At 39.7% G+C, this 23,021-nt stretch carries 21 protein-coding genes and 3 pseudogenes; 6 read left to right on the top strand and 18 right to left on the bottom strand.

What is annotated here, in order from left to right; all coding sequences use genetic code 11:
- Nucleotides 1-839, top strand: an 839-nt coding sequence (mnmA, locus tag AXF17_RS04210; protein ID WP_237049083.1) for a tRNA 2-thiouridine(34) synthase MnmA, incomplete at its 5' end; no start/stop codon positions are given.
- 70 nt (nt 840-909) lie between these two features.
- On the opposite strand, the gene AXF17_RS04205 is transcribed toward mnmA, so the two are convergent.
- From AXF17_RS04205 to AXF17_RS04170, 9 genes are all read right to left on the bottom strand, one after another.
- Entirely contained in the window at nt 910-1,431 is a 522-nt protein-coding gene (locus AXF17_RS04205; RefSeq protein WP_094233946.1) for an HD domain-containing protein, read from the bottom strand.
- Between the two features lies 1 nt (nt 1,432).
- Complete coding sequence (locus tag AXF17_RS04200; RefSeq protein WP_094233945.1) at nt 1,433-2,272, bottom strand: class II fructose-bisphosphate aldolase; 840 nt, start codon at nt 2,270-2,272, stop codon at nt 1,433-1,435.
- Nucleotides 2,273-2,403: 131 nt separating this feature from the next.
- A complete protein-coding gene (locus tag AXF17_RS09740; protein ID WP_334293359.1) occupies nt 2,404-3,072 on the bottom strand; it encodes a GntP family permease in 669 nt (222 codons plus the stop codon).
- A 94-nt stretch (nt 3,073-3,166) separates the two neighbouring features.
- A complete protein-coding gene (locus AXF17_RS09735) occupies nt 3,167-3,814 on the bottom strand; it encodes a GntP family permease (protein WP_330398545.1) in 648 nt (215 codons plus the stop codon).
- Between the two features lie 27 nt (nt 3,815-3,841).
- Nucleotides 3,842-4,840: a 4-hydroxythreonine-4-phosphate dehydrogenase PdxA gene (pdxA, locus tag AXF17_RS04190; RefSeq protein WP_094233944.1), complete on the bottom strand. Its 999-nt coding sequence runs from the start codon at nt 4,838-4,840 to the stop codon at nt 3,842-3,844.
- 30 nt (nt 4,841-4,870) lie between these two features.
- Entirely contained in the window at nt 4,871-6,175 is a 1,305-nt protein-coding gene (locus tag AXF17_RS04185; RefSeq protein ID WP_094233943.1) for a four-carbon acid sugar kinase family protein, read from the bottom strand.
- Between the two features lie 10 nt (nt 6,176-6,185).
- Nucleotides 6,186-7,613 (bottom strand): four-carbon acid sugar kinase family protein, encoded by a 1,428-nt coding sequence (locus AXF17_RS04180; RefSeq protein WP_094233942.1) that lies wholly within the window; start codon nt 7,611-7,613, stop codon nt 6,186-6,188.
- A 1-nt stretch (nt 7,614) separates the two neighbouring features.
- Nucleotides 7,615-8,505: an NAD(P)-binding domain-containing protein gene (locus tag AXF17_RS04175; protein WP_094233941.1), complete on the bottom strand. Its 891-nt coding sequence runs from the start codon at nt 8,503-8,505 to the stop codon at nt 7,615-7,617.
- 16 nt (nt 8,506-8,521) lie between these two features.
- Nucleotides 8,522-9,016, bottom strand: coding sequence for a hypothetical protein (locus AXF17_RS04170; protein WP_094233940.1), 495 nt, complete (start codon nt 9,014-9,016; stop codon nt 8,522-8,524).
- Nucleotides 9,017-9,336: 320 nt separating this feature from the next.
- On the opposite strand from AXF17_RS04170, the gene AXF17_RS04165 reads away from it, so the two are divergent.
- The 3 genes from AXF17_RS04165 to AXF17_RS04155 all read left to right on the top strand — a co-directional run bounded on the left by AXF17_RS04165 (nt 9,337) and on the right by AXF17_RS04155 (nt 12,943).
- Complete coding sequence (locus tag AXF17_RS04165) at nt 9,337-10,647, top strand: DUF1015 domain-containing protein (RefSeq protein ID WP_094233939.1); 1,311 nt, start codon at nt 9,337-9,339, stop codon at nt 10,645-10,647.
- Between the two features lie 186 nt (nt 10,648-10,833).
- Entirely contained in the window at nt 10,834-11,784 is a 951-nt protein-coding gene (locus AXF17_RS04160; RefSeq protein WP_094233938.1) for a DUF975 family protein, read from the top strand.
- 229 nt (nt 11,785-12,013) lie between these two features.
- Nucleotides 12,014-12,943, top strand: a complete 930-nt coding sequence (locus tag AXF17_RS04155; RefSeq protein ID WP_157682565.1) for an ISL3 family transposase — start codon at nt 12,014-12,016, stop codon at nt 12,941-12,943.
- 55 nt (nt 12,944-12,998) lie between these two features.
- Here the strand turns inward: AXF17_RS04155 and istB are convergent, their stop codons facing one another.
- The 3 genes and pseudogenes from istB to istA all read right to left on the bottom strand — a co-directional run bounded on the left by istB (nt 12,999) and on the right by istA (nt 15,040).
- Nucleotides 12,999-13,487 carry an IS21-like element helper ATPase IstB gene (istB, locus tag AXF17_RS04150; RefSeq protein WP_456299090.1) on the bottom strand — a complete coding sequence of 163 codons (489 nt, stop codon included), beginning with the start codon at nt 13,485-13,487 and terminating at the stop codon, nt 12,999-13,001.
- 107 nt (nt 13,488-13,594) lie between these two features.
- Nucleotides 13,595-13,756: a hypothetical protein gene (locus tag AXF17_RS09475; protein ID WP_237049082.1), complete on the bottom strand. Its 162-nt coding sequence runs from the start codon at nt 13,754-13,756 to the stop codon at nt 13,595-13,597.
- Nucleotides 13,749-15,040: pseudogene (gene istA, locus AXF17_RS04145) on the bottom strand (IS21 family transposase). The gene AXF17_RS09475 and the pseudogene istA overlap by 8 nt, the downstream one beginning before the upstream one ends.
- A 53-nt stretch (nt 15,041-15,093) precedes the next feature.
- Between istA and AXF17_RS04140 the strand changes: the two are divergent.
- Nucleotides 15,094-15,459, top strand: a complete 366-nt coding sequence (locus AXF17_RS04140; RefSeq protein WP_207651583.1) for a transposase — start codon at nt 15,094-15,096, stop codon at nt 15,457-15,459.
- A 176-nt stretch (nt 15,460-15,635) separates the two neighbouring features.
- On the opposite strand, the gene AXF17_RS04135 is transcribed toward AXF17_RS04140, so the two are convergent.
- From AXF17_RS04135 to AXF17_RS04115, 5 genes and pseudogenes are all read right to left on the bottom strand, one after another.
- On the bottom strand, nt 15,636-16,964 hold the full coding sequence (locus tag AXF17_RS04135) for a hypothetical protein (RefSeq protein WP_094233935.1): 1,329 nt from the start codon (nt 16,962-16,964) through the stop codon (nt 15,636-15,638).
- A 5-nt stretch (nt 16,965-16,969) separates the two neighbouring features.
- Complete coding sequence (locus AXF17_RS04130; protein WP_094233934.1) at nt 16,970-19,204, bottom strand: ATP-binding protein; 2,235 nt, start codon at nt 19,202-19,204, stop codon at nt 16,970-16,972.
- Nucleotides 19,201-20,472 carry a class I SAM-dependent methyltransferase gene (locus AXF17_RS04125; protein ID WP_094233933.1) on the bottom strand — a complete coding sequence of 424 codons (1,272 nt, stop codon included), beginning with the start codon at nt 20,470-20,472 and terminating at the stop codon, nt 19,201-19,203. Before AXF17_RS04125 ends, AXF17_RS04130 begins: the two co-directional genes overlap by 4 nt.
- Nucleotides 20,473-20,682, bottom strand: coding sequence for a helix-turn-helix domain-containing protein (locus tag AXF17_RS04120; RefSeq protein WP_094233932.1), 210 nt, complete (start codon nt 20,680-20,682; stop codon nt 20,473-20,475).
- Nucleotides 20,683-20,820: 138 nt separating this feature from the next.
- Nucleotides 20,821-21,462: pseudogene (locus AXF17_RS04115) on the bottom strand (DUF6017 domain-containing protein); the annotation flags it as partial.
- Nucleotides 21,463-22,188: 726 nt separating this feature from the next.
- Between AXF17_RS04115 and AXF17_RS04100 the strand changes: the two are divergent.
- Complete coding sequence (locus AXF17_RS04100; protein WP_094233930.1) at nt 22,189-22,734, top strand: DUF975 family protein; 546 nt, start codon at nt 22,189-22,191, stop codon at nt 22,732-22,734.
- Nucleotides 22,735-22,818: 84 nt separating this feature from the next.
- On the opposite strand, the pseudogene AXF17_RS04095 reads toward AXF17_RS04100, so the two are convergent.
- Nucleotides 22,819-23,021 (bottom strand): annotated as a pseudogene (locus AXF17_RS04095) (group II intron reverse transcriptase/maturase); the annotation flags it as partial.

Below are 23,021 nucleotides of genomic sequence, written 5' to 3'. Positions count from 1 at the left end.
AGTTCGAGGAAAAGGTTATAAACAAATTCATCAATACTTATGAAAACGGCATCACTCCTAACCCATGTGTAGACTGTAATAGAACGCTTAAGTTCGATGAGCTTTTCAGGGCTGGTCAGGAGCTCGATCAGGATTACATTGCTACGGGACATTATGCAATAATCGAGCATGGTGACGACGGTAGATATAAGCTCAAGAAAGCGGCTGATTTAACGAAAGATCAGAGCTATGTGCTCTACTCTTTGAGTCAAGAGCAACTATCACACACGATGTTTCCTCTAGGCTCTTTGCACAAGTCAGAGACTAGAAAAATCGCTGAGGAGCACGGCTTTATCAACGCGAATCGCAAGGAGTCCCAGGATATATGTTTCATTCCGGACGGCGACTACGCTGCATTTATCGAGAGGTATACTGGTAAAAAATTTGCTTCCGGTAATTTCGTTGATATGGATGGCAATATCATTGGAATTCATAAAGGAATCATCCACTATACGGTTGGACAGCGTAAAGGTCTCGGCCTCGCCTTAAAGCATCCTATGTATGTGCAATATATCGACGTCGAGAACAATGAGGTAGTACTCGGATCAAACGAAGACTTATTTACTACCGAACTGATAGCACACAATTTCAATTGGGTGTCGATAGCATGCCCAAATGTTCCGTTCAGAGCCAAGGCGCGAATCCGCTATAAACATAAAGAATCGCCAGCTATCATCACACCTATTAGCGAAACAGAGGTTAAAATCGTCTTTGATGAACCGCAGCGCGCTATTACTAAAGGTCAGTCAGTAGTTGTGTATAACGGTGACTATGTCGTTGGTGGTGGAATAATCGGATAGAGCACAGTCTTAATGTAAATAATACTGATAACTTTAAAAGCAGGAGCCATAAGTTCCTGCTTTCGCTTATTCACACTTTCCTGCATAGCTCATCTAGCGTAACTCCAAGTACTTCTTCAAGCTCATAAATTATCTCTTGCGTATGAGCCTTCGCTTTCAGAATTCGCGCTGTTCTCTCTTGCGTCTTTCCTGGCTTATCTATCAAGTATTGCATCCTCTCATCAAGTCCCACATAGCAATCTTCCTTAACCAGACGGTCCGCAAGGCAGAGTATATCTATCTCCTGAAACTTTTCTGCACAATTAAAAGGATGATAAATCATATGGCGCCTCACTAGGTCAGCCTCATGCGGGAGCTTCATATCCATTAACACTTCTGCCCCAAGTTTATCGTGATCCTTCTCAGTTCTTAACACATCATGAACTAATGCTGCTCCTCGTAGCTCCTTAACGTTTATTTGAAACCCCTTCGCGATAAGACTTTCAGCAATCAGCACTGACACTCTTGCCACCTCGTTACAGTGACGCTGCACATGTTCAGGCGTGTTATATTTTGCAAATAATTCCTGCTGCTTTTCCTTATCAATCTGCATCTTATTCAACTCCTGTAAACACCTTAATATGTCTCAATGCGTTCTCGTACATCCCCTGTGTCATCGCACCGTTCAATCCGAAATAGTCTTGCTTTCCTTCACTTGCAAGATAGTCACCAGCAAACTTAGTAACATTCTTGAAGCTCACAGTTCCGATATTGATTTTGGCAATACCTAGCGATATAGCTTTTCTAAAATCATCATCAGTAAGACCAGAGCCACCATGAAGAACTAGTGGCTTACCTGCATTTTCATTGATTTCTTCCAGTATATCAAATGCCAGTTCTGGAGCTGCCGGATAATCGCCATGAGCATTACCAATGGCAACTGCAAGAGCCGATACACCAGTTCTCTCACAGAAATCATGAGAGAGCTCCGGATTAGTACACTTGATGCCGTGGTCACTAAGCCCATCCTCACTGCCTCCTACGAGCCCGAGTTTTCCTTCGACAGATGCACCATACCTGCTTGCGAGTTCGTAAACCTTGCGAGTGCCACTTATATTATCTTCATAAGGATCTGTAGAACCGTCATACATTACCGATGTAAAGCCTAGCTCTAGTGCCTTCTCTATTACATCTAGGCTACTGCTGTGATCCATATTTACTGCTATATCAACATTCGCTTCCTTAGCAGCATTCACCATAGCTGGTCCGATGTACTCGAGCGGTGAATGTTTGAGGAGTCTCTCAGCAATTTGAATTATTATAGGCTTATTAAGTTCTTCTGCTGCCCAAATAGCACCTCTAATCATCTCAAGACTGCCAACATTAAATGCCGGAATACAGCTTCCTTCTGTCCAAGCCTTCTGAACAAGTGTTTCCATAGTCACTAAACTCATATCTTATACCCCTTCTATCTATTCGAGTCTATGTTCTTATACATATTTGCCAAATAACACAGGCACCGAAATACGGTGCCTGTAGTTTAGCTTATTTTATTGTATAACCTTGCTATCTTATATGCAATGAATTACATAAAGAAGCTTAGTGCGATTACTTCAATAACACCCACTGCCCATGCAATTGTAGATGTAACTGACCAAACCTGAAGCTGTTCTTTAGCCTCTGAAACTCCGAGAGTTCTGTTAACTACCCAGAAGTAGCTGTCGTTGAAGTATCCGAAGAATAATGATCCTACGCAGCATGCAATTGCACCGAGCATTGGGTTAACACCTGCAGCGATTAGTATAGGTGCAGAAATACTTGCAGCTGTTGTCATCGCAACAGTACCAGATCCCTGGATGAAACGCATTGCTGTCGAGATAACGAGCGGTAGGATGATCATTGGAACTGCAGCCTTTGCAAGTCCATCAGCCATGTAAGTACCGAGTCCTGAATCCTTGATGATCTGACCGAGAGCACCACCTCCAGTTACGAGCATGATGATACCAGCACTTGCCATGCCTCTCTCCATAGCAGCTAGAAGTTCCTCTCTGCTGAAAGGTCTTCCTAGTGTAAAGATAGCAACGATTAATCCAAGTCCAACCGCAACGATTGGCTGTCCTAGGAAGATAAGAACCTTCATGATGCCATCTGTCTTACCCATAGCTGTAGCAACAGTGTTGATCAGGATAAGGATGATAGGAAGTAGCAGTGGAGCGAATGACTCAAATGCTCCAGGAATACCCGACATGTCCATGTTGAATGCTGCTTCGTAATCTGGTTCCTGATAATCAGCCTTTACAATTACACCATCTTCCTTAACCAGTCTGTAGAACTTCTTTGACAGAACCTTACGGGGAATAAGCGATACAAGAAATTGTCATAGGAATTGCAAGCACTAGAGTTAGAAGAATGAACTTACCAACATCGATACCGAAGATACCTGCTACTCCGAGTGGACCTGGTGTAGGCGGCACGAGGGAGTGAGTGATTACAAGACCTGATGCCAGAGCAACTCCAAGTCCGATTACCGACTTCTTAGTTGACTCTGATAGAGCCTTTGCAATAGGTGCAAGTACGATGAATCCTGAGTCGCAGAAAATTGGAATGGATACGAAGAATCCAGTTAGAGCTAGAGCTTCCTCTTCTCTTCCCTTTCCAAACAGTCTTAGAAACGAGTAAGCCATACGCTTTGCTGCCCCAGAAACCTCAAAAATCTCTCCCATCATAACTCCGAAACCGATGATAATTCCGATGTTACCAAGAGTGCCTCCGAATCCAGTAGTGATGGAATTTACAATTCCAAACGGCTTCTCGACACCATCGATTTTAATCATCTCAGTAGCCAGAGGCATGCCTCCGATAATTCCGACGATAACAGTCGTAACAATAAGTGCCAAGAAAGCCTGTACTTTAGTTTTGAGCACGAGGAGAATAAGAATTGCAATACCGATTAGGAGCGCAATCAGCATTCTCTGCCCGTCAAGGCCATTAATCATAGTAGTCCTCCTTAAGAAAATAATATATTACTGCTTAAAGAATGGCGCGTATTTTGCAGCCAATCTAATAGCCTCTTCCATGCTGACAGCACCAGCGATGCCCTTGCCAGCGATATCGAATGCCGTGCCATGATCTACCGATGTGCGCAGTATTGGCATTCCGTTAGTGATAGATATAGTTCTATCGAAATCAAGTGTCTTTGTAGCGATATGCCCCTGATCGTGATAGAGAGAAAGAACGCTGTTGAATCTTCCCTGAGCAGCCTGGTGGAACACTGAATCCGCTGGTACTGGACCAGCAACATTGAATCCCTTCGCCTTAAGTTCAATAACAGCTGGCTCAATCTCATTTACCTCCTCCCATCCGAAGAGTCCGTGCTCTCCTGAATGTGGGTTAAGTCCTGCAACTGCCATCGTACCCTCTTCAACTCCGAGCTTTCTGAGAGCCTCAGTACATCTATCTACGTAATCGATGATTCTGTCCTTCTTGATATCATCTAGCATATCTCTTAACGATTTATGTCTAGTGAGGAAGAACACTCTGAGGCCATTGGTCTCGAACATTGTCAGCGGATCTTCTGTGCCAGTAAGTGCTCCGAAGATTTCAGTATGTCCGATAAAGTCAACTTCTGCAGCGTGTAACGATTCCTTGTTGATAGGTGTCGTCGCAACTGCATCAGCATGCTTATCCATAGTGATTTCGATACTCTTCTTGATATAGTCAAATGCAGCCTGTCCACACATAGCGTTTACCTTGCCGTATTCAAACTTGCTCATATCAATGTTATCTAGATCAATCATATTGAGTACGCCGTAAGAATAATCTCCATCGGCAGGATTATCTACAACATTAACCTTTAGATCAACGTTAACGACCTCAATCGCTTTCTCCATAACCTTCTTATCTCCGACTATGATGCATCTAGCAATGTCGAATGTCGCCTTATCAGCGATAGACTTAGCAACAATTTCTGGACCGATTCCTGCCGGATCACCCATGGTGACCGCAATAATTGGTTTTTCCATTTATATATTTCCTTTCTCAGATATATAGTCTTATATGTATAGCTTTTCCTTCAGATACGTTATACAGAAGTTAATCGCATCAGGTCCACCCTGACTGCCGCCCTTCGTAATCAGATGCACTCCATCGAATTCTCCGCCGAGGAATTTGCCGTAAGCTGCAAGAGGTAGCACTTCATCACGCAGCCTGAGTCCTGCGGTATTGAATCTCTCGCATACAGCAACTGTAACGTCTCCGCCACTCGTGTACATAGCTCTAAATGAAGGTTCCTTCTTAAACACCTCATAAGAGATTTCTGCAAAAGAATCGTTTATTATGCAAGTAACCTCGTCCATCGAACAGTGTAGTTTATCCATGTAAGGCTTGAAGTCTATACGATTTTCCGGATAGATTCCATCTCCTACAACAGTCGTTACCTGTCTCTTGTTGCATCCAACGAGTACTTCCTTGATAACTCTTTCTATTTCATGCTTGCGAGCAGCTTCGCTATCGAGAAGTCTCTTAGTTTCAACCATTACTCTATGAGTACGCTGAGCAAGCCATAGGTTTTCCAACTGCACCTTAGCATTAGGATTTACACTTCCTACCACAGCTAAAATTCTGCTATCCACCTGCTGATCCTTAGGTACGATTAGCTTTCTGGCAAGTGTCGTCGTGAAAACGCCTGGATCAACTGCAACAATTTTCTTATTGCTGGTGATACAAGCATCCGCAATTAAGTCGAGATCTTCCTGACTGATACAGTCAAAACATATAATCCTGTTTCCATCCTTCACATGAGAATTGATTACATCTGCTAAGTAATGCTCGCCATGCATCAGCTCCTTTAGTCTCACCGAAACTACGTCATACTTGCTCTGCTGACGGAATAGTTCAGCGACTTCAGATATCTTTACCGGTGTCTTCGGATCAATTGCTATATTGGTCTTGTGTAGCGGCACGCCATCTACGAGCATGTATCCACCGCACACTATGCGGCCAGTAGCAGGAAAACATGGTGCACAAATCGCAATGTATTCTTCTCCAAGAAAATCAAGCATAGCATCAGTTTCGCTACCAAGATTTCCCCTCAGGGTACTGTCTATTCTATGAGAATAAAGAGTTGTATCATCAGCAGCAAGAGCTTCGCATGCTTCATACACCTTCTCATATGCAACTTCTGACGTTAAGCCTCTGCTGTTAGTCGGATAGATTACACAGTCACATTCAGCTAGCTGAGATGGCTGAATCGCCGACAAATTAAGCACGGTATGCGCTTTATATTTCATCTTTTTGAGCAGTACTCCGGTCGCGTTACCGCCTGTAAGGTCATCGGCAATTACTATGCATTCTGACATATTTGTCTCCTTATCTTTTGTTCATGAGTTCTTCCACGGCTTCTCTGAGAGTAGTCGCCTCTCCGATATTGCCCGGGAAGATTACATATGGTGTCTGCGGGAATTTACTCTCGCTTCCCGTCTGCCATACCGGGATTCCAGGCTTAATCTGTCCTAGAACCGTAGCTCTCTTAACTTCCAAAGCCTTTACACCTACATCGCTAGAGGTTATACCGCCTTTCGCAATTACGAAGCTCGGTGTAACCGTCAGTCTTCCAACTAGCGACTGTACCGCATCGGAAATTCTAACCGAAAGTCTGAGCTCATCTTCCTTATCACCAGTATCAGCAACAACTAACGATCTTGAAGTGTAGCAGCAAACTGTTTTGCCAGCCTTAATGCACTCCTCTTCAAGTACTAGGCATCTGTCAACTTCCTCGGCAAATGCGGATTCATCGCTGACTAGATTTGCATCTAACTCGATAAATTCTATATTCGAGAGCTCTTTTAGGCTCTCTAGCTGAGCTGTAGTCTTAGCGGTATGAGATCCTACTACGATTATTCCACCGTTTTCGGACTCATTTACTACCATATCTTCACGAGTTAGAAGCGGAATATCTGTCACACCGCCCATAACCTTTACAATAGCTGCCGCAGTTCTGAACATGAACATCTTACCAGCATTCATAGCCCTAAATAGAGCAACGGCAAACACCTTTATATCGGCATAATCAATGGCATTTACGATTATCTTGTTGAAGCCCTCTGCCGACAACAACTGCGACTCAATCTTGTCGAAATCCATATTGTGGATATCTTCAAGTGAGATGCTAATCACATCTGCCGCCTTATATTCACCTGCAGTTTTCTCCTCCACATAATCTGGAAGGTTCGCCGCTTTGTACCCAAATGTTTTATCCTTAGCAAATTCAGTTTCATGTGCCGGCACGAGTTCATCACCGTACTTCACGTAGTGTACATCGTCTATCGTGAATCTGCCGCCTTCTTTGAAGAACGGACATAAAATCTCTCCATCCAGATGCACACCTGTATTATGTTCATAGCATTCCTTAAGAAGCTTGGTCTCAAGAGGATAGTGTCCACGAAGCGTGCTGTCGCTACGGCTTATGAATATATACTCTCGTCTAGATTTCTTAGCCGCCTTGTCCACTGCTTCAGCAATCTCAAGGTGGGCTGCTCTCGTCTGTTCTTCAGTGAATCCTCTGGAATTAGTAAGTATGTAAAATAGGTTGTTTTCCTCTGTAAAAGCTTCTCTCAAGCTATCTGCATCCCATCCAGTAAAGACAGAGATATCGTGAACAGTCTGCACTCCTGTCGGATCGTCATCCAGAACTACTATCTTCTTGTTATTATTTTTAATCTCCTGAGCCAGCAGCTCATCGACTAGACTTACATCAATTGGTATATATCTCTCCAGAACATCAACGCTGATTGACATCTTAGTTCTCCTTCTTCTCTACCTTATAATCTGCAAGAGCTTCAAAATACTGAACGATTCCCGCATGATCATCACCAAGATGTCCGTGCACCTTAAGAGTCTGCATTATTTCATATAACTGTGCACTATACGGAATCGGAGCATCAATAGAGTGGGCTGTCTTAACTACATTAGTTATATCCTTGTGGTTAACCTTGATAGTTCCTCCAGGTACGAAGTTTCTATCTATCATCATCGGAGCCTTCGCATCGAGAACTGCACTACCTGCAAGTCCAGAGCGAATAGCCTTGTACACTTTCTCAGGGTCTGCACCTGCCTTAGATGCAAACACGAGTGCTTCCGATACAATTGCAATGTTGTTATTTACTATTATCTGGTTGGCTAGCTTAGTTACACTTCCGCTGCCACTTGGCCCAGTTAAAATAATCGAAGATGCGTATGCATCCATGTATTTCTCCGCTACATTGAATGCTTCCTGATCTCCACCAACCATTATAGCTAGAGAACCAGCAATCGCTCCCGGCTCTCCGCCAGAAACCGGTGCATCGAGGAAGCTGATGCACTTCTCCTTAAGCTCGTAGTAGCACTCGTTCGATTCAACTGGCGTAACCGAACTGTGATCAATTATAATACCACCCTTCTTCATCGAGCTGGCAATTCCACCTTCGCCGAAGATTACCGACTGAACGATACCTGCATTTGGCAGAATCATCATCACGATATCGCATGCTGAACCGATTTCGCTATAGCTACCAGTACCCGCACCCATACCGACGAGCTCGCCGACAAGTTCCTGATTGAGATCAGCAACCATCACATCGTGCCCTGCATTTACAAGATGCTTTGCCATAGGGCGTCCCATAATTCCGAGACCAATAAATCCGATTTTCATACCTATCTCCATTTCATCATTTAGTGAATTTACTTTTTACTATTCTATAAGCTTCATCGAAGTCTGACTGATTGCCATCACCAGTTACAGTCCTCGCAATCCTATATCTTCCGCCATTTCCATCAGTTAGAAACAGAGCTTTCTCTTTATCCTCTGCAATGCCGACTTCAAACTTAGCCATGTCGTCAAATGCATATACTCTTAATGAAGGTCTGACGACAACGGCGTAGCTATCCGTAAGCATCAGTCCCATGTCAAAGTACTTAACAGCCCTCTCTAGCTCTGCCTCGAAGGCTTTCATGTCACTTATTTTGCCTAGCTCCTTATCGCGGTCACGCCTCTTAGCCGTTGCTGCGTAAAAGAGCAATATGCTAGCAGCGATAAATACACATGATATCTTCGTCCTAATAGTCACTAGCATTAGAATTCCGACTACAAGCATGGTAGTCGCTATGACATATTTCGTCTTAAGCTGCAAACTGTCCTTATCTAATATGTTAAATTCATTCATATATCGAATCCCAATTAAAAAGCCATCCCTTACAAACGGAAACCAGAAACAATCTCCCGCTCATAGTGATGCGCTGCGTTACTTTAGTAGTTAATAGATTGAAATTTCCCCTATATTAATAATCTCTAAAACCCTAATTAATTATACCAAATACGAATACTAAATTCTATCTAATAAGCTGTGTTACTTTTACTGAATTTGAACGAAAATTTTATTTTTGAACATAAATAAAATTGAATTATTGCATTTTATCCGCTGATAAGAAATAATAGAACTATTATGAACATTTGATTTGAATGACCATAGGAGGTATTAAAGCAATGGCAAAGTACAATTGGGACAAGTTTGGTTTCCACATCCCTGAAATAATGGTACCTAAAGCTGGAACTGATTACAGCAAGTGGGCTGTAGTAGCGTGCGACCAGTACACTTCAGAGCCTGAGTATTGGGAGCAGGTAGAAGAGGTCGTTGGCGATGCGCCATCTACACTCCGTCTTATGCTACCAGAGATTTTTCTAGACAAGGAAGGCGAAGCTGAAAGAATCAAGGCTATCCGCGAGACTATGGACAAGTACATGGCTGACGGAACTCTTGAAACTCTTGCTCCAGGATGCATGCTCGTTAAGAGAACTGCTGAGGGACGTACTCGTCTCGGACTTGTAATCGCTACAGACCTTGAAGCATACGATTTCAACAAAGGATCCACATCTCTTACAAGAGCTACAGAGGGAACTGTTGTTGAGAGAATCCCACCAAGACTACGAATCAGAGAAGGCGCTCCTATCGAGCTACCTCATATCCTGATTCTTATTGATGACCCAGAGAAGAGTGTGATTGAGCCTCTAGTAAACGCTCCTATGACACCAGTTTACGATACAGACCTAATGCTCGAGGGCGGTCACATCGCAGGCTGCTTCATTGAAGAAAAGGATCTCGCCGGCGCACAGGAAGCACTATCCGTACTATTCGACAAGGCTGAAGAAAAGTATGGTGCTGGCAATGTAATCTTCCAGGCTATGGGAGACGGCAACCACTCACTTGCAACCGCTAAGACTAACTGGGAGAACATCAAGAAGACTCTTTCACCAGAAGAAGCTGCTACTCACCCAGCCAGATACGCTCTCTGTGAAATCGAGAACATCCACGACGAAGGTATCGTATTCGAGCCAATTCACCGTGTAATCTTCGCTAAGAATGGTCAGTCCGGCGAGGAGCTAGTTAAGGAAGCTGTTGAGCTGCTTGCTGAGCAGAACGAAAAAGCTTTTATAGCTCCAGAGGGAACCGCTGCTCCAGAAGGTGGATTCGCAATCCCTTGCCTAGCTGGTGAGCAGAAAGGAACTATCATTGTTGAAGGACCTTCTGCCCAGCTAGAGGTAGGTGTGCTCCAGAACGCACTTGACGTAATGGTTAAGGAAAGAAAGTCTGTAGATATCGACTATATCCACGGAACAAAGGCTCTAGAGTCTCTATCGGCTGAAGCTGGTAATGCTGGATTTGCACTTCCAGCAATGGATAAGTTCATGCTCTTCCCTGCTGTTGCTGCTGATGGCGCTCTTCCAAGAAAGACATTCTCAATGGGAGAAGCTAACGAGAAGCGCTACTATATCGAGAGCAGATATATCGGCAAATAAAAAATACATAAACATATAAATTCTACATGTTTGTACACGAGCTACGGCATTGTTTCGAAAACCGGGACACTTCCGCAGCTCGTTTTTTAATTATTTCTTAAACTTCACACAGTTATTTGACATTAACGTCACTAAGTTTTATTCTATATTAAATAATTAAAATTATTGAGGTATAAGGAGACTAATATGTATATCAACAGAGCAGAACTAAAACAGCGAGGCGGATTTAGATTCCGTGCTAATTACTGGCACGCGGTACTAGTAGCATTCGTCTATACACTACTTAATGGCGGTGCTGTAGCTATTTCACGCCGTTTTAATACTACCGCTACATCGTCAAATAACAGCTTTTCATATAGCGCTAATTATTCACTGGCTGACGACCCAACTGTACAGTGGATTATCGGACTTGCAATAGGTGTAATATTGATAGCAATTGTAATTGGATTTGCATTTGCAATATTTGTTGTTAATCCAATTAATGTTGGAATTCAGACATTCTTCCTTCGCAACTCATCTGGTGAAACCGAAGGTTTCCACTTAGGCGATGGATTCAAACACAACTATCTAAATGTTGTTAAGACCATGTTCTTTATGAATTTATGGATAGGTCTATGGACCCTTCTACTAGTTATTCCAGGAATCATAAAAGCCTACTCATACAGACTCGTTCCATATATACTCGCGGAGAACCCTGATATCGATACTAATGAAGCTCTAATGCGTTCCGAACAGCTAATGCGCGGCAACAAGTGGGAAGCGTTTATCTACGACCTATCATTTATCGGTTGGTACATTGTAAGTGTATTCACTTGTGGAATACTTTCAATCTTCTGGGTTCAACCATACAAGCTTGCGTGTGACGCAGAGCTTTATAGACTATTGGCCGGAAAGAATGGTGATGACTACCGCTTTGGAGTTGACGGAACTGGCACAGGTCCATCAACCTTTACAAGTTCACCAAGCCAGAACGAGCCATTTTATCACATGACTTCTGATACACAGCCGCAGCAGGAACCAAACGATGTTCCAGCATCTCCAGCTTCTAACGAAGCACCTACGTCTCCAACAGATAACAAGCCAGCTGACGGTGTTGTGGCAGAAGAAGATACTATCGACTTCAAGCCAGGCGAGTAATTCTTAAAGTTGTGACACAACTTGGGGCTTTAACTTTTTTTGTGGTTTGACCCTGCCTTTGCCATTATCGGTGGTGTCCTGTTAAAGGGTCATATTACGCTTTTGCAATAATTGGGGTCTGGAATCATACAGTAAAAATAGACGCATTGCCTATTAAAGGTAATGCGTCTATTTCATGTTCCGTGCTAATCTTTTATTTGTGACAAATAATTCGGAACAGGAGTTTCATATGAAAGATACTATCATAAAGTTGTTCAATTTAGAACCATCTGACCTTGAGGATATTGAGGTAATAAGCACAGATTTTACTATCTACACCATCATAACTCTCAAAGTCAGATTTCAACAATGCCCTGAATGCGGCTGTCGCACTAAGCGTGTGCACGACTACAGGAAACGAACTCTTACTCACGCTGTACTCAACGTCATCTATACGACCATCGTTTTTAATCAGCGCAGATACAGATGTGTAAACTGTAATAAGACCTTTCCTGAAACAAACCCTTTCGCATTTCCCAACAGGCGTGTCTCTTCTTATATCATCCTCAGAGTCATGAAGATGCTTCGCAATCCTAGGATGACCTTTTCTCAGGTTGCAAATGATGTCAACCTCTCCGTTTCATCTGTCTGCAGGATATTAGATAAGTATGCCGGTGTCACTCCGATTGCAATGCCTGAGTGTCTATGCATTGATGAGATCTATACCATCAAATACAGGCAGAAGATATATGCTTGTGTCCTTGTGGATATGCAAACCTCTCAGGTATATGACCTACTCCCCTCTAGAAAGAAAGTAGACATATCAGATTACTTGTCCATGATAGATCGTAAAGAACGCTGCAAAGTCAAGTATATCTGCATGGAGATGTGCCAGCTCTACAAGGATGTCGCAAAGATCTACTTCCCAGAAGCAAAAATTTGCATCGATAGTTTTCATGTAATCCAGCAGATAAACAAAGCCTTCACTAATGTGAGGGTCAGGGTAATGAAGAGCTTTGAACGTACTTCCGAAGAATATCAGCTTCTTAAGCGATTCAACTGGCTCCTTACCAAGGATTCGTCTAGAATTAATCTTTATGAAAGCATCAATCTTCATAAATACTACTATTGTGTGGATAGTCGGTATGTCACTCCGAGAGTGCTAATAGACAAGATGTAAATGTCAATATAAAAATGTACAGTTTTTATTAAAAATATGTACAGTTTTTATTAAATTAAGACTCATCATCGTTGTAAAGAGCCTGTAGTTTGTAAGATTTGCCCTTGATTGTCAGGACTGTTGCGTGATGTAACAGTCTGTCTACAATAGCACCGGCAATCATTGGATCTCCGAATATTTCATCCCATTGTGAGAAGTTAATATTCGTCGTAATAATCGTGCTATTTCTTTCATATCTTTTATCAATCAACTGGAAAAACAGTTTGGAGTCTTCTTTTGAAATAGGTAAATATCCAAGTTCATCAATTATTAGCAACTTATATCCGCTAAATTTCTTAAGTCTTTCTGTAAGACGACCCTCAAGCTGCGCTTTTCTTAAAGTATCCATTAAATCGGAACATTTTATAAAGTATGTAGAATTACAGTTCTGTGCTGCGGTCATGCCAATTGCCGTGGCAAGATGCGTTTTACCGACCCCGCTATTTCCGTAGAAGAATATGTTCTCTTTCTTTTCTATGAAGCGCAAAGAATTTAAGTCATATATCTGCTAACGGTTAATCGATGGTTGGTATTCGAATTCAAATTCAGCCAGTGTTTTAACTCTTGGAAAACCGGCCATATTTACAGAGTGCTTTACAAGGTTAGTTTTTTCTATTCAACCTGAGCCTCTGTGAAATACAGGAATCCGTCGATAAATGATAGATTATTTGTGTTGACATAATCTAAAGTCGAATCTATCACATTAAGAGATTCCTTGCTTTTTAGAAATTTTAAATTATCCATGATTCTCGTGTATGAACTTGTGTTACTCATATATTCCTCCAATTATTTCAAGATTTTGTTTCGCCAGCTCTCTTACCTCGTCGGAGTTTTTACCTATGTACTTGCAGGATAGAGCATCAACATAATGATTGAGTGAATAGTTGAGTTTTCTATTACTTAATGCATGCATTGCAATCAGTTTTGTGTTACAGTACACATAGATATTAGAATCGTAAACTTGGTAATTGACTATTTTACCAATGTGTTCTTTCGGCACAGAATACTGGTTAGATTTAACAGTAATCATTGCTGCAGAATTCACTTTGACACTTATGGTTTTAATTCTGTATTGATTCCTTACTGATCCGGGTGGTAGCGGCAGTAAGGACTTTTTTTCTTTTTCAAATTCCAATACAGGAATTTTACCTGTTCCTTTGCACATTGAATTGTTTGCCCTTTGATTGATTCGGTTATTCAATTCACAAAGACCTAAAAATCCAATTTGCCACTATACGCACGTATTTCATCAAGGAGCTTCATTTGAGATTCAACTTTACCTTTTGTCTTCGGCGTAGCTGCCTTGCATGGTACAATCTGAAACCCATAGTCTTTTGAAAATGCTTCAATCTTAACATTTAGTTTGCCTTTGTGATATTGAGTTCGGGCAACATCCATAACTGTCTTCATATTGTCTGTAAGTATGGTTTTGGGTACTCCCCCTAGCGATTCAAACATCTCTGTAAGTAGATGCATTAGTACATCCTGTGTCATATGAGTTGTAGGTTTATACAGCCTAAATCTTGAATTACCAAGAATTAATACAAGAACATTAATTGTTATTAGCTCCCCGGTATCTCCTAAAATGAAAGGGACTGATTCCTTCCAATCAAGTTGAGCCTGCTCGCCATACCTTGTTTCGTAACGTATTACCGGGTTGCTTGAATTATTTGAAGTCCTTGTCTTGATAAAATATGAATCAAATTCAGGTACTGATTTTATGTAATGATAAAATGTTGGCGCTGCTACATTAAACTCATAATTGTCCACAAGATAACGGTAAAGTACGCTCCGATAATGAAATACCTGGGTGTCCGAATTGAGTAATGAAGATATTAATTCATAATACGAATTCAGCTTGGATGGTTTATCTCTATGCTTGGTCTTTTCAAAGCAATCAAGATATTTGTTAACTGTCCTACGATCTACATTAATTTGTCTGGCAATTTCAGATTTATTAAGTTTTAAATTGTTTTCTTCCATAAAAGTCCTCAGCTTTGGTAAGTCTGTCAGCTTTTCTATCTTTAAGCTAACTGGCGTTTTGATATTTATTAACACAAGTAGCACCTCCGGAGTTTGTTACTTGCATTATAAAAACTGAGCATTTTTATTTGATAATTTTAGTACATTATTATTTTAGAACTTACACCTATGCGTTGAAATGCGATTATGACGAAATCAACTTCATTGCAACATATCACAACGCAGGCAGATACATTGATAAATACATCGAAGATCTCCACGTTTATGGGATACCGGAATATATTCCAATTTCTAAAATGTTAAAGAATTGGAAGCATGAGATTGTTAACAGCTTCTTGACCTACAGAGGCAGGAGAATATCAAACGGACCGATAGAATCTATGAATTCAAGAATCAAACTAATCAAGCATAACGCTAATGGGTACAAGAACTTCTATCGTTTCAGACTTAGATGTCTATATACCCTTAACAAGCACTCATCCATCAAATTCTAATCAGTAACTGAGCAAAAGCCACTCTTTGATTCCAATTAAAAAGACGATAATCAATTCAATGTGTAAAAATGATTATCGTCTTTCTTTTTTCATAAAACACCCCAAACTTCGTTAAAGGTGATTTTTACAAAACCCCTAAAAAGTTTATAGAGCCAAAGTTTATAGAGCCTTTAATCTTAAAAACTCATAAATAGTCCTTCTGGCACAGGCATAACGCCCTCACGAACCATATTCTGGGCACATTTCTGTTGGATCCGTGTTATATATGGTGGGAGAATTCTACCAATACGTTTATCCTTCACGTCATTAAATTCTTTTATACTAATGTCCAAATTGAACTGCAACGCTTGTTTGCCTGCAACACACCCTAATATTACCTTGTCATTCCTTTCTAGAAAAGTACCCTTCCTGAAAAAAATGCCGTTCCGATACTTTGTGAAGTTTTTATTAAATTTTTTAAGTTCATCATTATCTTTACATATTTCGCACATTTCATCTAAAGAAAAGCTCTTGCATTTATCAAAGATTAAGGTCTCTTCTGTTGTCATTCTAATATCGTCTGTCACAATATCTTTACTACGCAATTTTTTCCCTTTAATGCAGTATAGTTTAGGGTTATACTCACCACTGTCTACATCCCTACGAGAGAGATCGCACTGAGCACGTATATTTAAGTAGTACTCATTATCATCTTCAAACAAATCTCCTGTGTATGCTTGTTCAGGCTGTGTATCATAAAAGAGATAACGCTCACCTTCTACAACACGTCTCAATTCTTCTGGAGAAATACCTCTTTCTGCCCCTATAATATTTTCATCAAATTCGTATGTTCCAATTCGGTTGTTGAGATTTCTTGTTACAAATTCTCCAAATTCACGATGATTTTCTATGCTATCTTCCTTAAGCATGTCCCAAATAATTTTCACCCAATTAGGAGAATACCCGTATAGCTCTATAAACATTGCGTCTTTGCTTTTTGATATGTTCTTTTCCCACTCCTTAAGAACATAAACTGATGGCATTGCTTTAATCCAATTTTCTATTTCCTCAAAAAGTTGGGCTTCCGTATTAATATCATTTTTTTGCTTAATAAAAATTCTGTTTTCCTTGTCGTCGTTCCATAACTTGGCATCACGTAATGTTGTTTTAATGCTATCTACAGATTTTGATGTGAAAATAAACACCGGAATAAAAATCTCGCATAAAAGTTTACTAATAAACTGAATTAAATCCTGTTCCTGATTTGCTTTAAGTTCAATCGGAATTGATACCCGCTCACTGCTCTCAACATCCAATTTACTATTTGTATAATCCCAATCAAGTATCACAAATGCAGCATTTGATAACGATGGTATTATTTCCTGTCGTGGCATTTCGTTATACACTGCGACAGGAATATTTTTACTCTGGATGTTTTTCTTTATTGTATATATGGTCGACGTTGGATCATTAATTTCGTCATCGAAAATAACAGCAATACCTTGAAAAAGTTTTTCTACATCCATGTCTTTTATCCCTCTTTTATAAATTCTAGTATAAAATTGGCTCCACATAATACTTTATCTTTAGAAAATTCTGCCAAGTCAATTGAGTAATCATATCTATCCAGTAACTGTTTTGCAATATAAAGACCAAGCCCTCTACCTTCTTCTCCTTTTCCAGAATAAAAGGCTTCAAAAACATAGTTTACATCATCATCTTTTATTCCCGGTCCGTTATCGGAGAAAATAAGTCGTTGCTTGTTTCCATCAATCGAAATTCTTATACGACGCTCACTGTCTACTGTTTTCAGCCAATATAATGAATTATCAAATAAATTAATAAATACTTGAAGCAAAACAGCATCTGTTGTTTTCACAATTAACGGTCGCTCAGTAACATCAAAATCAACAAAAATCTTATTGTCATTAAAAGCTCGCTTGTACAGACCATATACTTTGTCGATTATTTCTTTAACATTGATGTTCTTTGTTCTCGATTTGGTTGAAGGGAAAAGTAGTTGAACATCTTTCATCTGTGTTTCTACCATAGATAAGTTCCCACGGATAATCGTCAGTCGCGTAAGCAATTCCTGTCGATCTATTTCTCCCCCTGCCATGAGATCACGGATCAACGAATCTTGATTTTCTAGCGTCTTACGAATAAAGAGCATTACATCGTGGGATGCAGTTTCGATTGACAGGCCAACGGCCGCAAGATTCTCAGTTTTATTAATTCGATCCTCAAGTACTTTCTTCTCTTTTTTATAACTACGTTCAAAAGACTTCAAAAATGTCAACGTCTTTTGGTCATCAGCGTATTGTTTTTTTGCTGTTTCAATTAGTTCAGATGGCCGCCCACGCTTTATTCTGTCGATTTCTTTTTTACGTTGTTTATCAATCAAGTATTGAGCAAACGGTTTTTTTCGCAAATACTTCAAAATCAGCTGCAATACAGTAATAAAATCATCAAGGGCTCGACCGTCTTCAATTAGACCTTCGCGGTTTGTTTTATCTATTAATTTTGGGTTTTCTTCTTGGGATATGTAAACACATCCAACAACTTGGTCATTACTTAAAAATTCATCAGCTCTAATTGTTCCTCTTGCAATATCAATACGCAACCAATCATCTTCTGGATCACCATACGGCATAACTCTCAAACCGTCGCGATATAGATAGATTCTATGCTCACGTATTATTTTTTTATCGTCGCTATCCAAAAAATACTTGGATGGATTTTCGGAATCTACATTAAAATCGAAAATGTAGAATTCAAAACGAAAACTACCGCATTCCGTTTTATATTCCGGTGTATTGAATTTTTTAAATTGCTTTAGACCACTTATATCCGAATCTTTAAAACTAAGATTGACATTTTTACCATTGATATTAAAACTAATGATATTGCTCTCAGAAGAATAGCGTCCGTCTGTAACCTTGAAAACAGACTTATTTTCAAGGCAATTGTGAAGTTGCTCTTTATATCTATCTTGAGATTCGTGAAGTCGATTGTCTTTGTATATCCACACCCCAAAGTCGCCCTCAGTGTCTTGAGAGAAAATTGGTTGTAGTTTACCAACTTCACTCTGAACGCGAGCAACACGTAGATCCGTCCATTTTGTTTTAAGATTGCTTATTTCAATAATTGTTCCATATGGTTTCCGCTTACGCTTAGTTGTCCCTAAGATAATATCTTTGGAAACAATGGTTGTAGGAGGGGATTGTGAAAATTCCACTTGTAGGTTTTCAAGAAAAAGGTCCTTGTCCTGGCCATTCTCTTTCAAAAAATTGTCGTCGTATTTTGAAAAATCATATACAAGGGTATTTTCGACTTCGTCACCTTCATCAATAAAATGCCCCTCGTCATCCTGTCTTTGCCTTCTAGTTGTTATTTTAATGGTTTTTCCTAACTTAAAGATTGCAAATCTGCCGATTCCCTTTTCTCCTTGCAGAATACGACCTTTTTCGGTTTTTGCATTTACTGCCTTTCGTCTTAATTTGTCGGGTGTAGCGGGATTGAGCCAATGTTTCTTAAGTATATCTGCATTCATGCCACATCCGTCATCTTCTATAATAATTTTAGAAGTGGCAGTCAAGGAGTAGTCCGAGGCAAAGTCAATAAAGCTTACTTTCACCCATGAAGCATCAGCATCATATGAATTCTTGATTAATTCTACTAGTGCAATCAATTCATTTTTTATCAATTGGTCTCCAAGCATGGTGATAAGTCGAGCGTATGGTCTAATTGTTAATGTCTCATTCATTGATGCCACTTCCTTCCACTAATAATGAATTCCTCGTGATAGATTGTTCGTTGGGTTTTGTCAGAAGAAAATCGACCACATTCATCACGATACGGAGTAAGTAGTTTGTTTGATATTCTTCGTTTCGCTGCTTTTATATCTGTGAATCCTTCATTTCTAAGGCATTGAACAAGATGCTCTGAATTTTTTATTTTCACGCCTTTGTATTCAGTGTCTCCCACCACAAAAAATACCATTCCCCCATTGTTTAACATATTTTTGCAGTTATAAATAGCTCGTTGAATATCTATGTAATATCGAGCAACTGAGCGTACTTTTGCTGTAGCCTTACTATCTGCCAATAGATCTTGTACAATTTGTTGACCAACAGCGTTCAATGAGTTTAAGTCAATCTTAAATCCCTCGCTATTATACATACTTCCGATTGAACCTCTTCTAAGTTCGCGATAATCAGAAGTATATTGTAGCCACAAAGTAGAAAGTTGGTGCAAGTCAGCATATTCATATGATGTTACATATGGTGGACTAGAAATGATCAAGTCTACCTTGGGAAAATCTTCGAAGTCTAAAAAATTTTCATTTTCTATCTTAATATTCGCTGACTTAAATATACGTGAATTAATCTGAATTATTGCCTTTGAGAATTTATCAAAGTGTTGCTTGAACACATTCCAAACAACAACTTCTCTCTTGTTGGGATCAACTTGTGGTTTTATTGATTTTGTTAGCCACTTTGACGATGCCTTGAGAATAGATGAAAAGAGACAAAGAAAGGCATCCTGATATTCACCTTCTGGGACAACTAATTCAATTGACTGTTTTAATCTCATCAAATCAATAAAACTGTTTTCTGTAAACCAGTATTTTAGGCGTTCATTAGCTTCCTCATATATTGTTTTATTGACTTCCGTAGCCTCATAAGTCGCCTTTATTCTTTCATAATAGCCAGTTACAATATCAATGTTATATTCTATACTTTTAGTTTTAGCAATTAATGTTGCAACTGGGTTGATGTCGCACCCCCAAAACGCTTTGCTATGAAGTTTTGCTTCTAATGCTACTGTCCCACATCCGCAGAAAACATCTGCAACCGTTTTAACATTGACACCTTCTTGCTCAGCATAGTCAAATGCTTTTGTAGCAATAAATGCTGGGAATTTTGCAGGATAAGCATGAATTGTGTGCATGAGTAACTCAGCATCTTCGCTAAAATTCCATTCATCTTCAATAGCAATATCATTTACATCATTGCGTATAAGACTTATCATTCATACCTCTCCTTTCATATAAAAATTAATATCTATGTTTTTATCTTTGCAAAAGCTGTAAAAAAGTTCTTTAGCCATTTGGCTAGGGTGCGATTTCCCATTTTCCCAGCGATTTACTGTCGAAAAACTGATACCAAGCTCACGAGCTAACTGCTCTTGGCTTAATCCTAATTCCTTTCTTATTCGCTTGATAATAGTACAAAATTCCATAGTCTAATCTCCTTGCAGACATTATAGTATTTGTTATATTATATGGCAATAACAAAAAAACTAAAGCTAAACATGCAACAATGGAAACATCCTTGAAAATTATGGCTTTTATGAGTGGTTTATACGGGATTACACTGAAATATGATTGATTTTTATGTAGTCAAGGCATTTCGTACTTATGAGGTGTTCATACTCCATATTGTCCTTGATAATTTCTTCATAGATTTTGTATTCGTCTTTCTTTTCCTTTCCGTTCTGTTCCGGTAAGGACTTCTCCAAAGGAGAGGGGTCAGGGGAAAGGATAGGAATGGAATCGGTATTTAATCCATCTTTATTTCTTTCTTCTTTTTTCGATAGATCCGTATTTTGTATATCTTTATTTAATTGCGTTGGATTTTCCGATGTCGGATTATCCGCTTTCGGTTTTTCCAATATCGACTTATCCGATGTTGGATTTTCCAATAACGGATAGTCCAATACCGGACTTTGCGGCTGCTCATAAATGGTGTAGGTAATGGATGTCATTTTTCCTTTCTCATCTCTGCCTTGCGACCTTTCGATATATCCCGCTTTTTCAAGCTCCAATACAGCGGTGCGAATGACATCGATGCTTTCCTTGTTGATATGGGATAGTCCCGCAAGAGTTTAGTCCCAGTTTTCCGGAAGTGAAAGCATTTGAGAAAGCAAGCCTTTTGCCTTTAAGGTCAGTTCCTTATTTCGCAGGTGATGATTGCTCATGACGGTATAGCCCTTGTTTTTCTCTACTCTGAAAACTGCCATGATCTCTGCTCCTTTCGTTTTATTTTGTTACGCAGTTAAAGGGCGATTTTGAAAGAAAAGGTATATTCTCCTTACTTTGTCAAAACCGCCCTCTGAAAGCCTTGTATTTCAAGCTCTAATTTGCTTCTACTTCGTAACATGGGTATAAAAAAAGCGATGTTCTTATACTTCCTTTAACAGAAGCGAAAGATCACCGCTTTTACGATTCCCTATCTAATTTTGATTCCCACAACATACCTTACGGCATCTGTGGTAAAATACCTTTATTCGCAAGAGTTTTTACAGCATATCAAGGCTTTTTCCTCAAAAGTAGTAAATTGGTAGTAAGTTCAATCCGTTCTCTTGCAAATATCCTTGTATTTCAAGGGGTTTGAGGGTTAATTATTAAAGTTAATTAATAATTTATAAAAACATGTTTGACATAGTAATAAATTAGTTTTATTCTATACTGAATCGTAAATAAGAGAAGTTAATTGAAATTAAGGAGTGTGTTATGTATATAGATTCATTAGAAATCAAGTATAAAGTAAAGCTTAGACACAATTCAAATTACTGGGACAAAGTGCTAGTTGGAATAATATATAGAATGTTCATTGGCGGCGGTTTAGTGTTATTAGCACACCGCTATGAGATGGTTACAACTGACTTCGAAAAAATGGTCTCATCAACTATTCATTTGCAGAGGACCCATTCTATACGAGCCTTAACTCACTTCCGTTTATAGCCATGATACTAACAATACTTTTGTTGATAGCATTAAAAATATTCTTTATTAATCCGCTAAACATCAGCATCAGATCATTCTTTCTACAAAGCGCAGCGGGTGACTGCTACGGACTACACCTTCTAGATGGATTTAAGAGCAACTACGTTAATATTGTAAAGACTATGTTCATACGAAATATTCAGATTCTTTGCTGGTCGCTTTTATTCATCATACCTGGAATCGTTAAAGCTTATAAGTATAGGATGGTACCATATATTATTTCCGAAAATCCAGATATGGACACAAAAGAAGTGTTAAGGCTTTCCGAAAAAATGATGAATGGCAACAAAGAAAAAACGTTCACCTATGACTTATCGTTCATAGGTTGGTATATTGGAAGTTTATTTACATATGGCTTAGTAGGAATCTACTATTCTACTCCATATAAACTGGCTTGCGATACTGAGGTTTATAGGATAATTTCTGGAAAGCTCGGTAAAGATGTTATATTTGGAAGAAAGCCAGTCATCTACCCTGTTATGAGTCAAAGAAAACTAATAGGGTAGAGCGAGGGCGTTAGCCCTCAACCCTCCCGTTGCACCGTACGTACGGGTCTCGTATACGGCGCTACATCAACATAGAATCAAGCGTTAATTCAGATAATACGCCAAAGGGTCGACCAATCCCGGTCGGCTCTTTGTCTTTTTGCCAAGTATCGTTGGATTGAGCAGGAAATTAATATCCCGAATAGTAGCCATTCGGTACCATCCCTGCCTTGCGTTTGCCACGCTTAACAATCTTTTCTCCTCAAGGCCACATTTCTGAATCCTATTCAGAGCCATCAGGTTCTTGA

Origin of the sequence: Mogibacterium pumilum (assembly GCF_002243385.1) — a bacterium.
GTDB lineage: Bacteria > Bacillota > Clostridia > Peptostreptococcales > Anaerovoracaceae > Mogibacterium > Mogibacterium pumilum.
Note: the sequence above shows the minus strand (reverse complement) of the source record. Positions and strands in the feature narration are given on the sequence as shown.

Coding starts and splice junctions, on each gene's coding strand:
- AXF17_RS04200 (WP_094233945.1), bottom strand. CDS start 2,272: ATGAGTTTAGTGACTATGGAAACACTTGTTCAGAAGGCTTGGACAGAA.
- pdxA (WP_094233944.1), bottom strand. CDS start 4,840: ATGGAAAAACCAATTATTGCGGTCACCATGGGTGATCCGGCAGGAATC.
- AXF17_RS04100 (WP_094233930.1), top strand. CDS start 22,189: ATGATACTAACAATACTTTTGTTGATAGCATTAAAAATATTCTTTATT.
- AXF17_RS09735 (WP_330398545.1), bottom strand. CDS start 3,814: ATGATTAATGGCCTTGACGGGCAGAGAATGCTGATTGCGCTCCTAATC.
- AXF17_RS04165 (WP_094233939.1), top strand. CDS start 9,337: ATGGCAAAGTACAATTGGGACAAGTTTGGTTTCCACATCCCTGAAATA.
- AXF17_RS04120 (WP_094233932.1), bottom strand. CDS start 20,682: ATGGAATTTTGTACTATTATCAAGCGAATAAGAAAGGAATTAGGATTA.
- AXF17_RS04160 (WP_094233938.1), top strand. CDS start 10,834: ATGTATATCAACAGAGCAGAACTAAAACAGCGAGGCGGATTTAGATTC.
- AXF17_RS04205 (WP_094233946.1), bottom strand. CDS start 1,431: ATGCAGATTGATAAGGAAAAGCAGCAGGAATTATTTGCAAAATATAAC.
- AXF17_RS04185 (WP_094233943.1), bottom strand. CDS start 6,175: ATGTCAGAATGCATAGTAATTGCCGATGACCTTACAGGCGGTAACGCG.
- AXF17_RS04125 (WP_094233933.1), bottom strand. CDS start 20,472: ATGATAAGTCTTATACGCAATGATGTAAATGATATTGCTATTGAAGAT.
- AXF17_RS04175 (WP_094233941.1), bottom strand. CDS start 8,505: ATGAAAATCGGATTTATTGGTCTCGGAATTATGGGACGCCCTATGGCA.
- AXF17_RS04135 (WP_094233935.1), bottom strand. CDS start 16,964: ATGGATGTAGAAAAACTTTTTCAAGGTATTGCTGTTATTTTCGATGAC.
- AXF17_RS04155 (WP_157682565.1), top strand. CDS start 12,014: ATGAAAGATACTATCATAAAGTTGTTCAATTTAGAACCATCTGACCTT.
- AXF17_RS04180 (WP_094233942.1), bottom strand. CDS start 7,613: ATGTCAATCAGCGTTGATGTTCTGGAGAGATATATACCAATTGATGTA.
- AXF17_RS04170 (WP_094233940.1), bottom strand. CDS start 9,016: ATGAATGAATTTAACATATTAGATAAGGACAGTTTGCAGCTTAAGACG.
- AXF17_RS04130 (WP_094233934.1), bottom strand. CDS start 19,204: ATGAATGAGACATTAACAATTAGACCATACGCTCGACTTATCACCATG.
- AXF17_RS09475 (WP_237049082.1), bottom strand. CDS start 13,756: ATGAGTAACACAAGTTCATACACGAGAATCATGGATAATTTAAAATTT.
- AXF17_RS09740 (WP_334293359.1), bottom strand. CDS start 3,072: ATGGACATGTCGGGTATTCCTGGAGCATTTGAGTCATTCGCTCCACTG.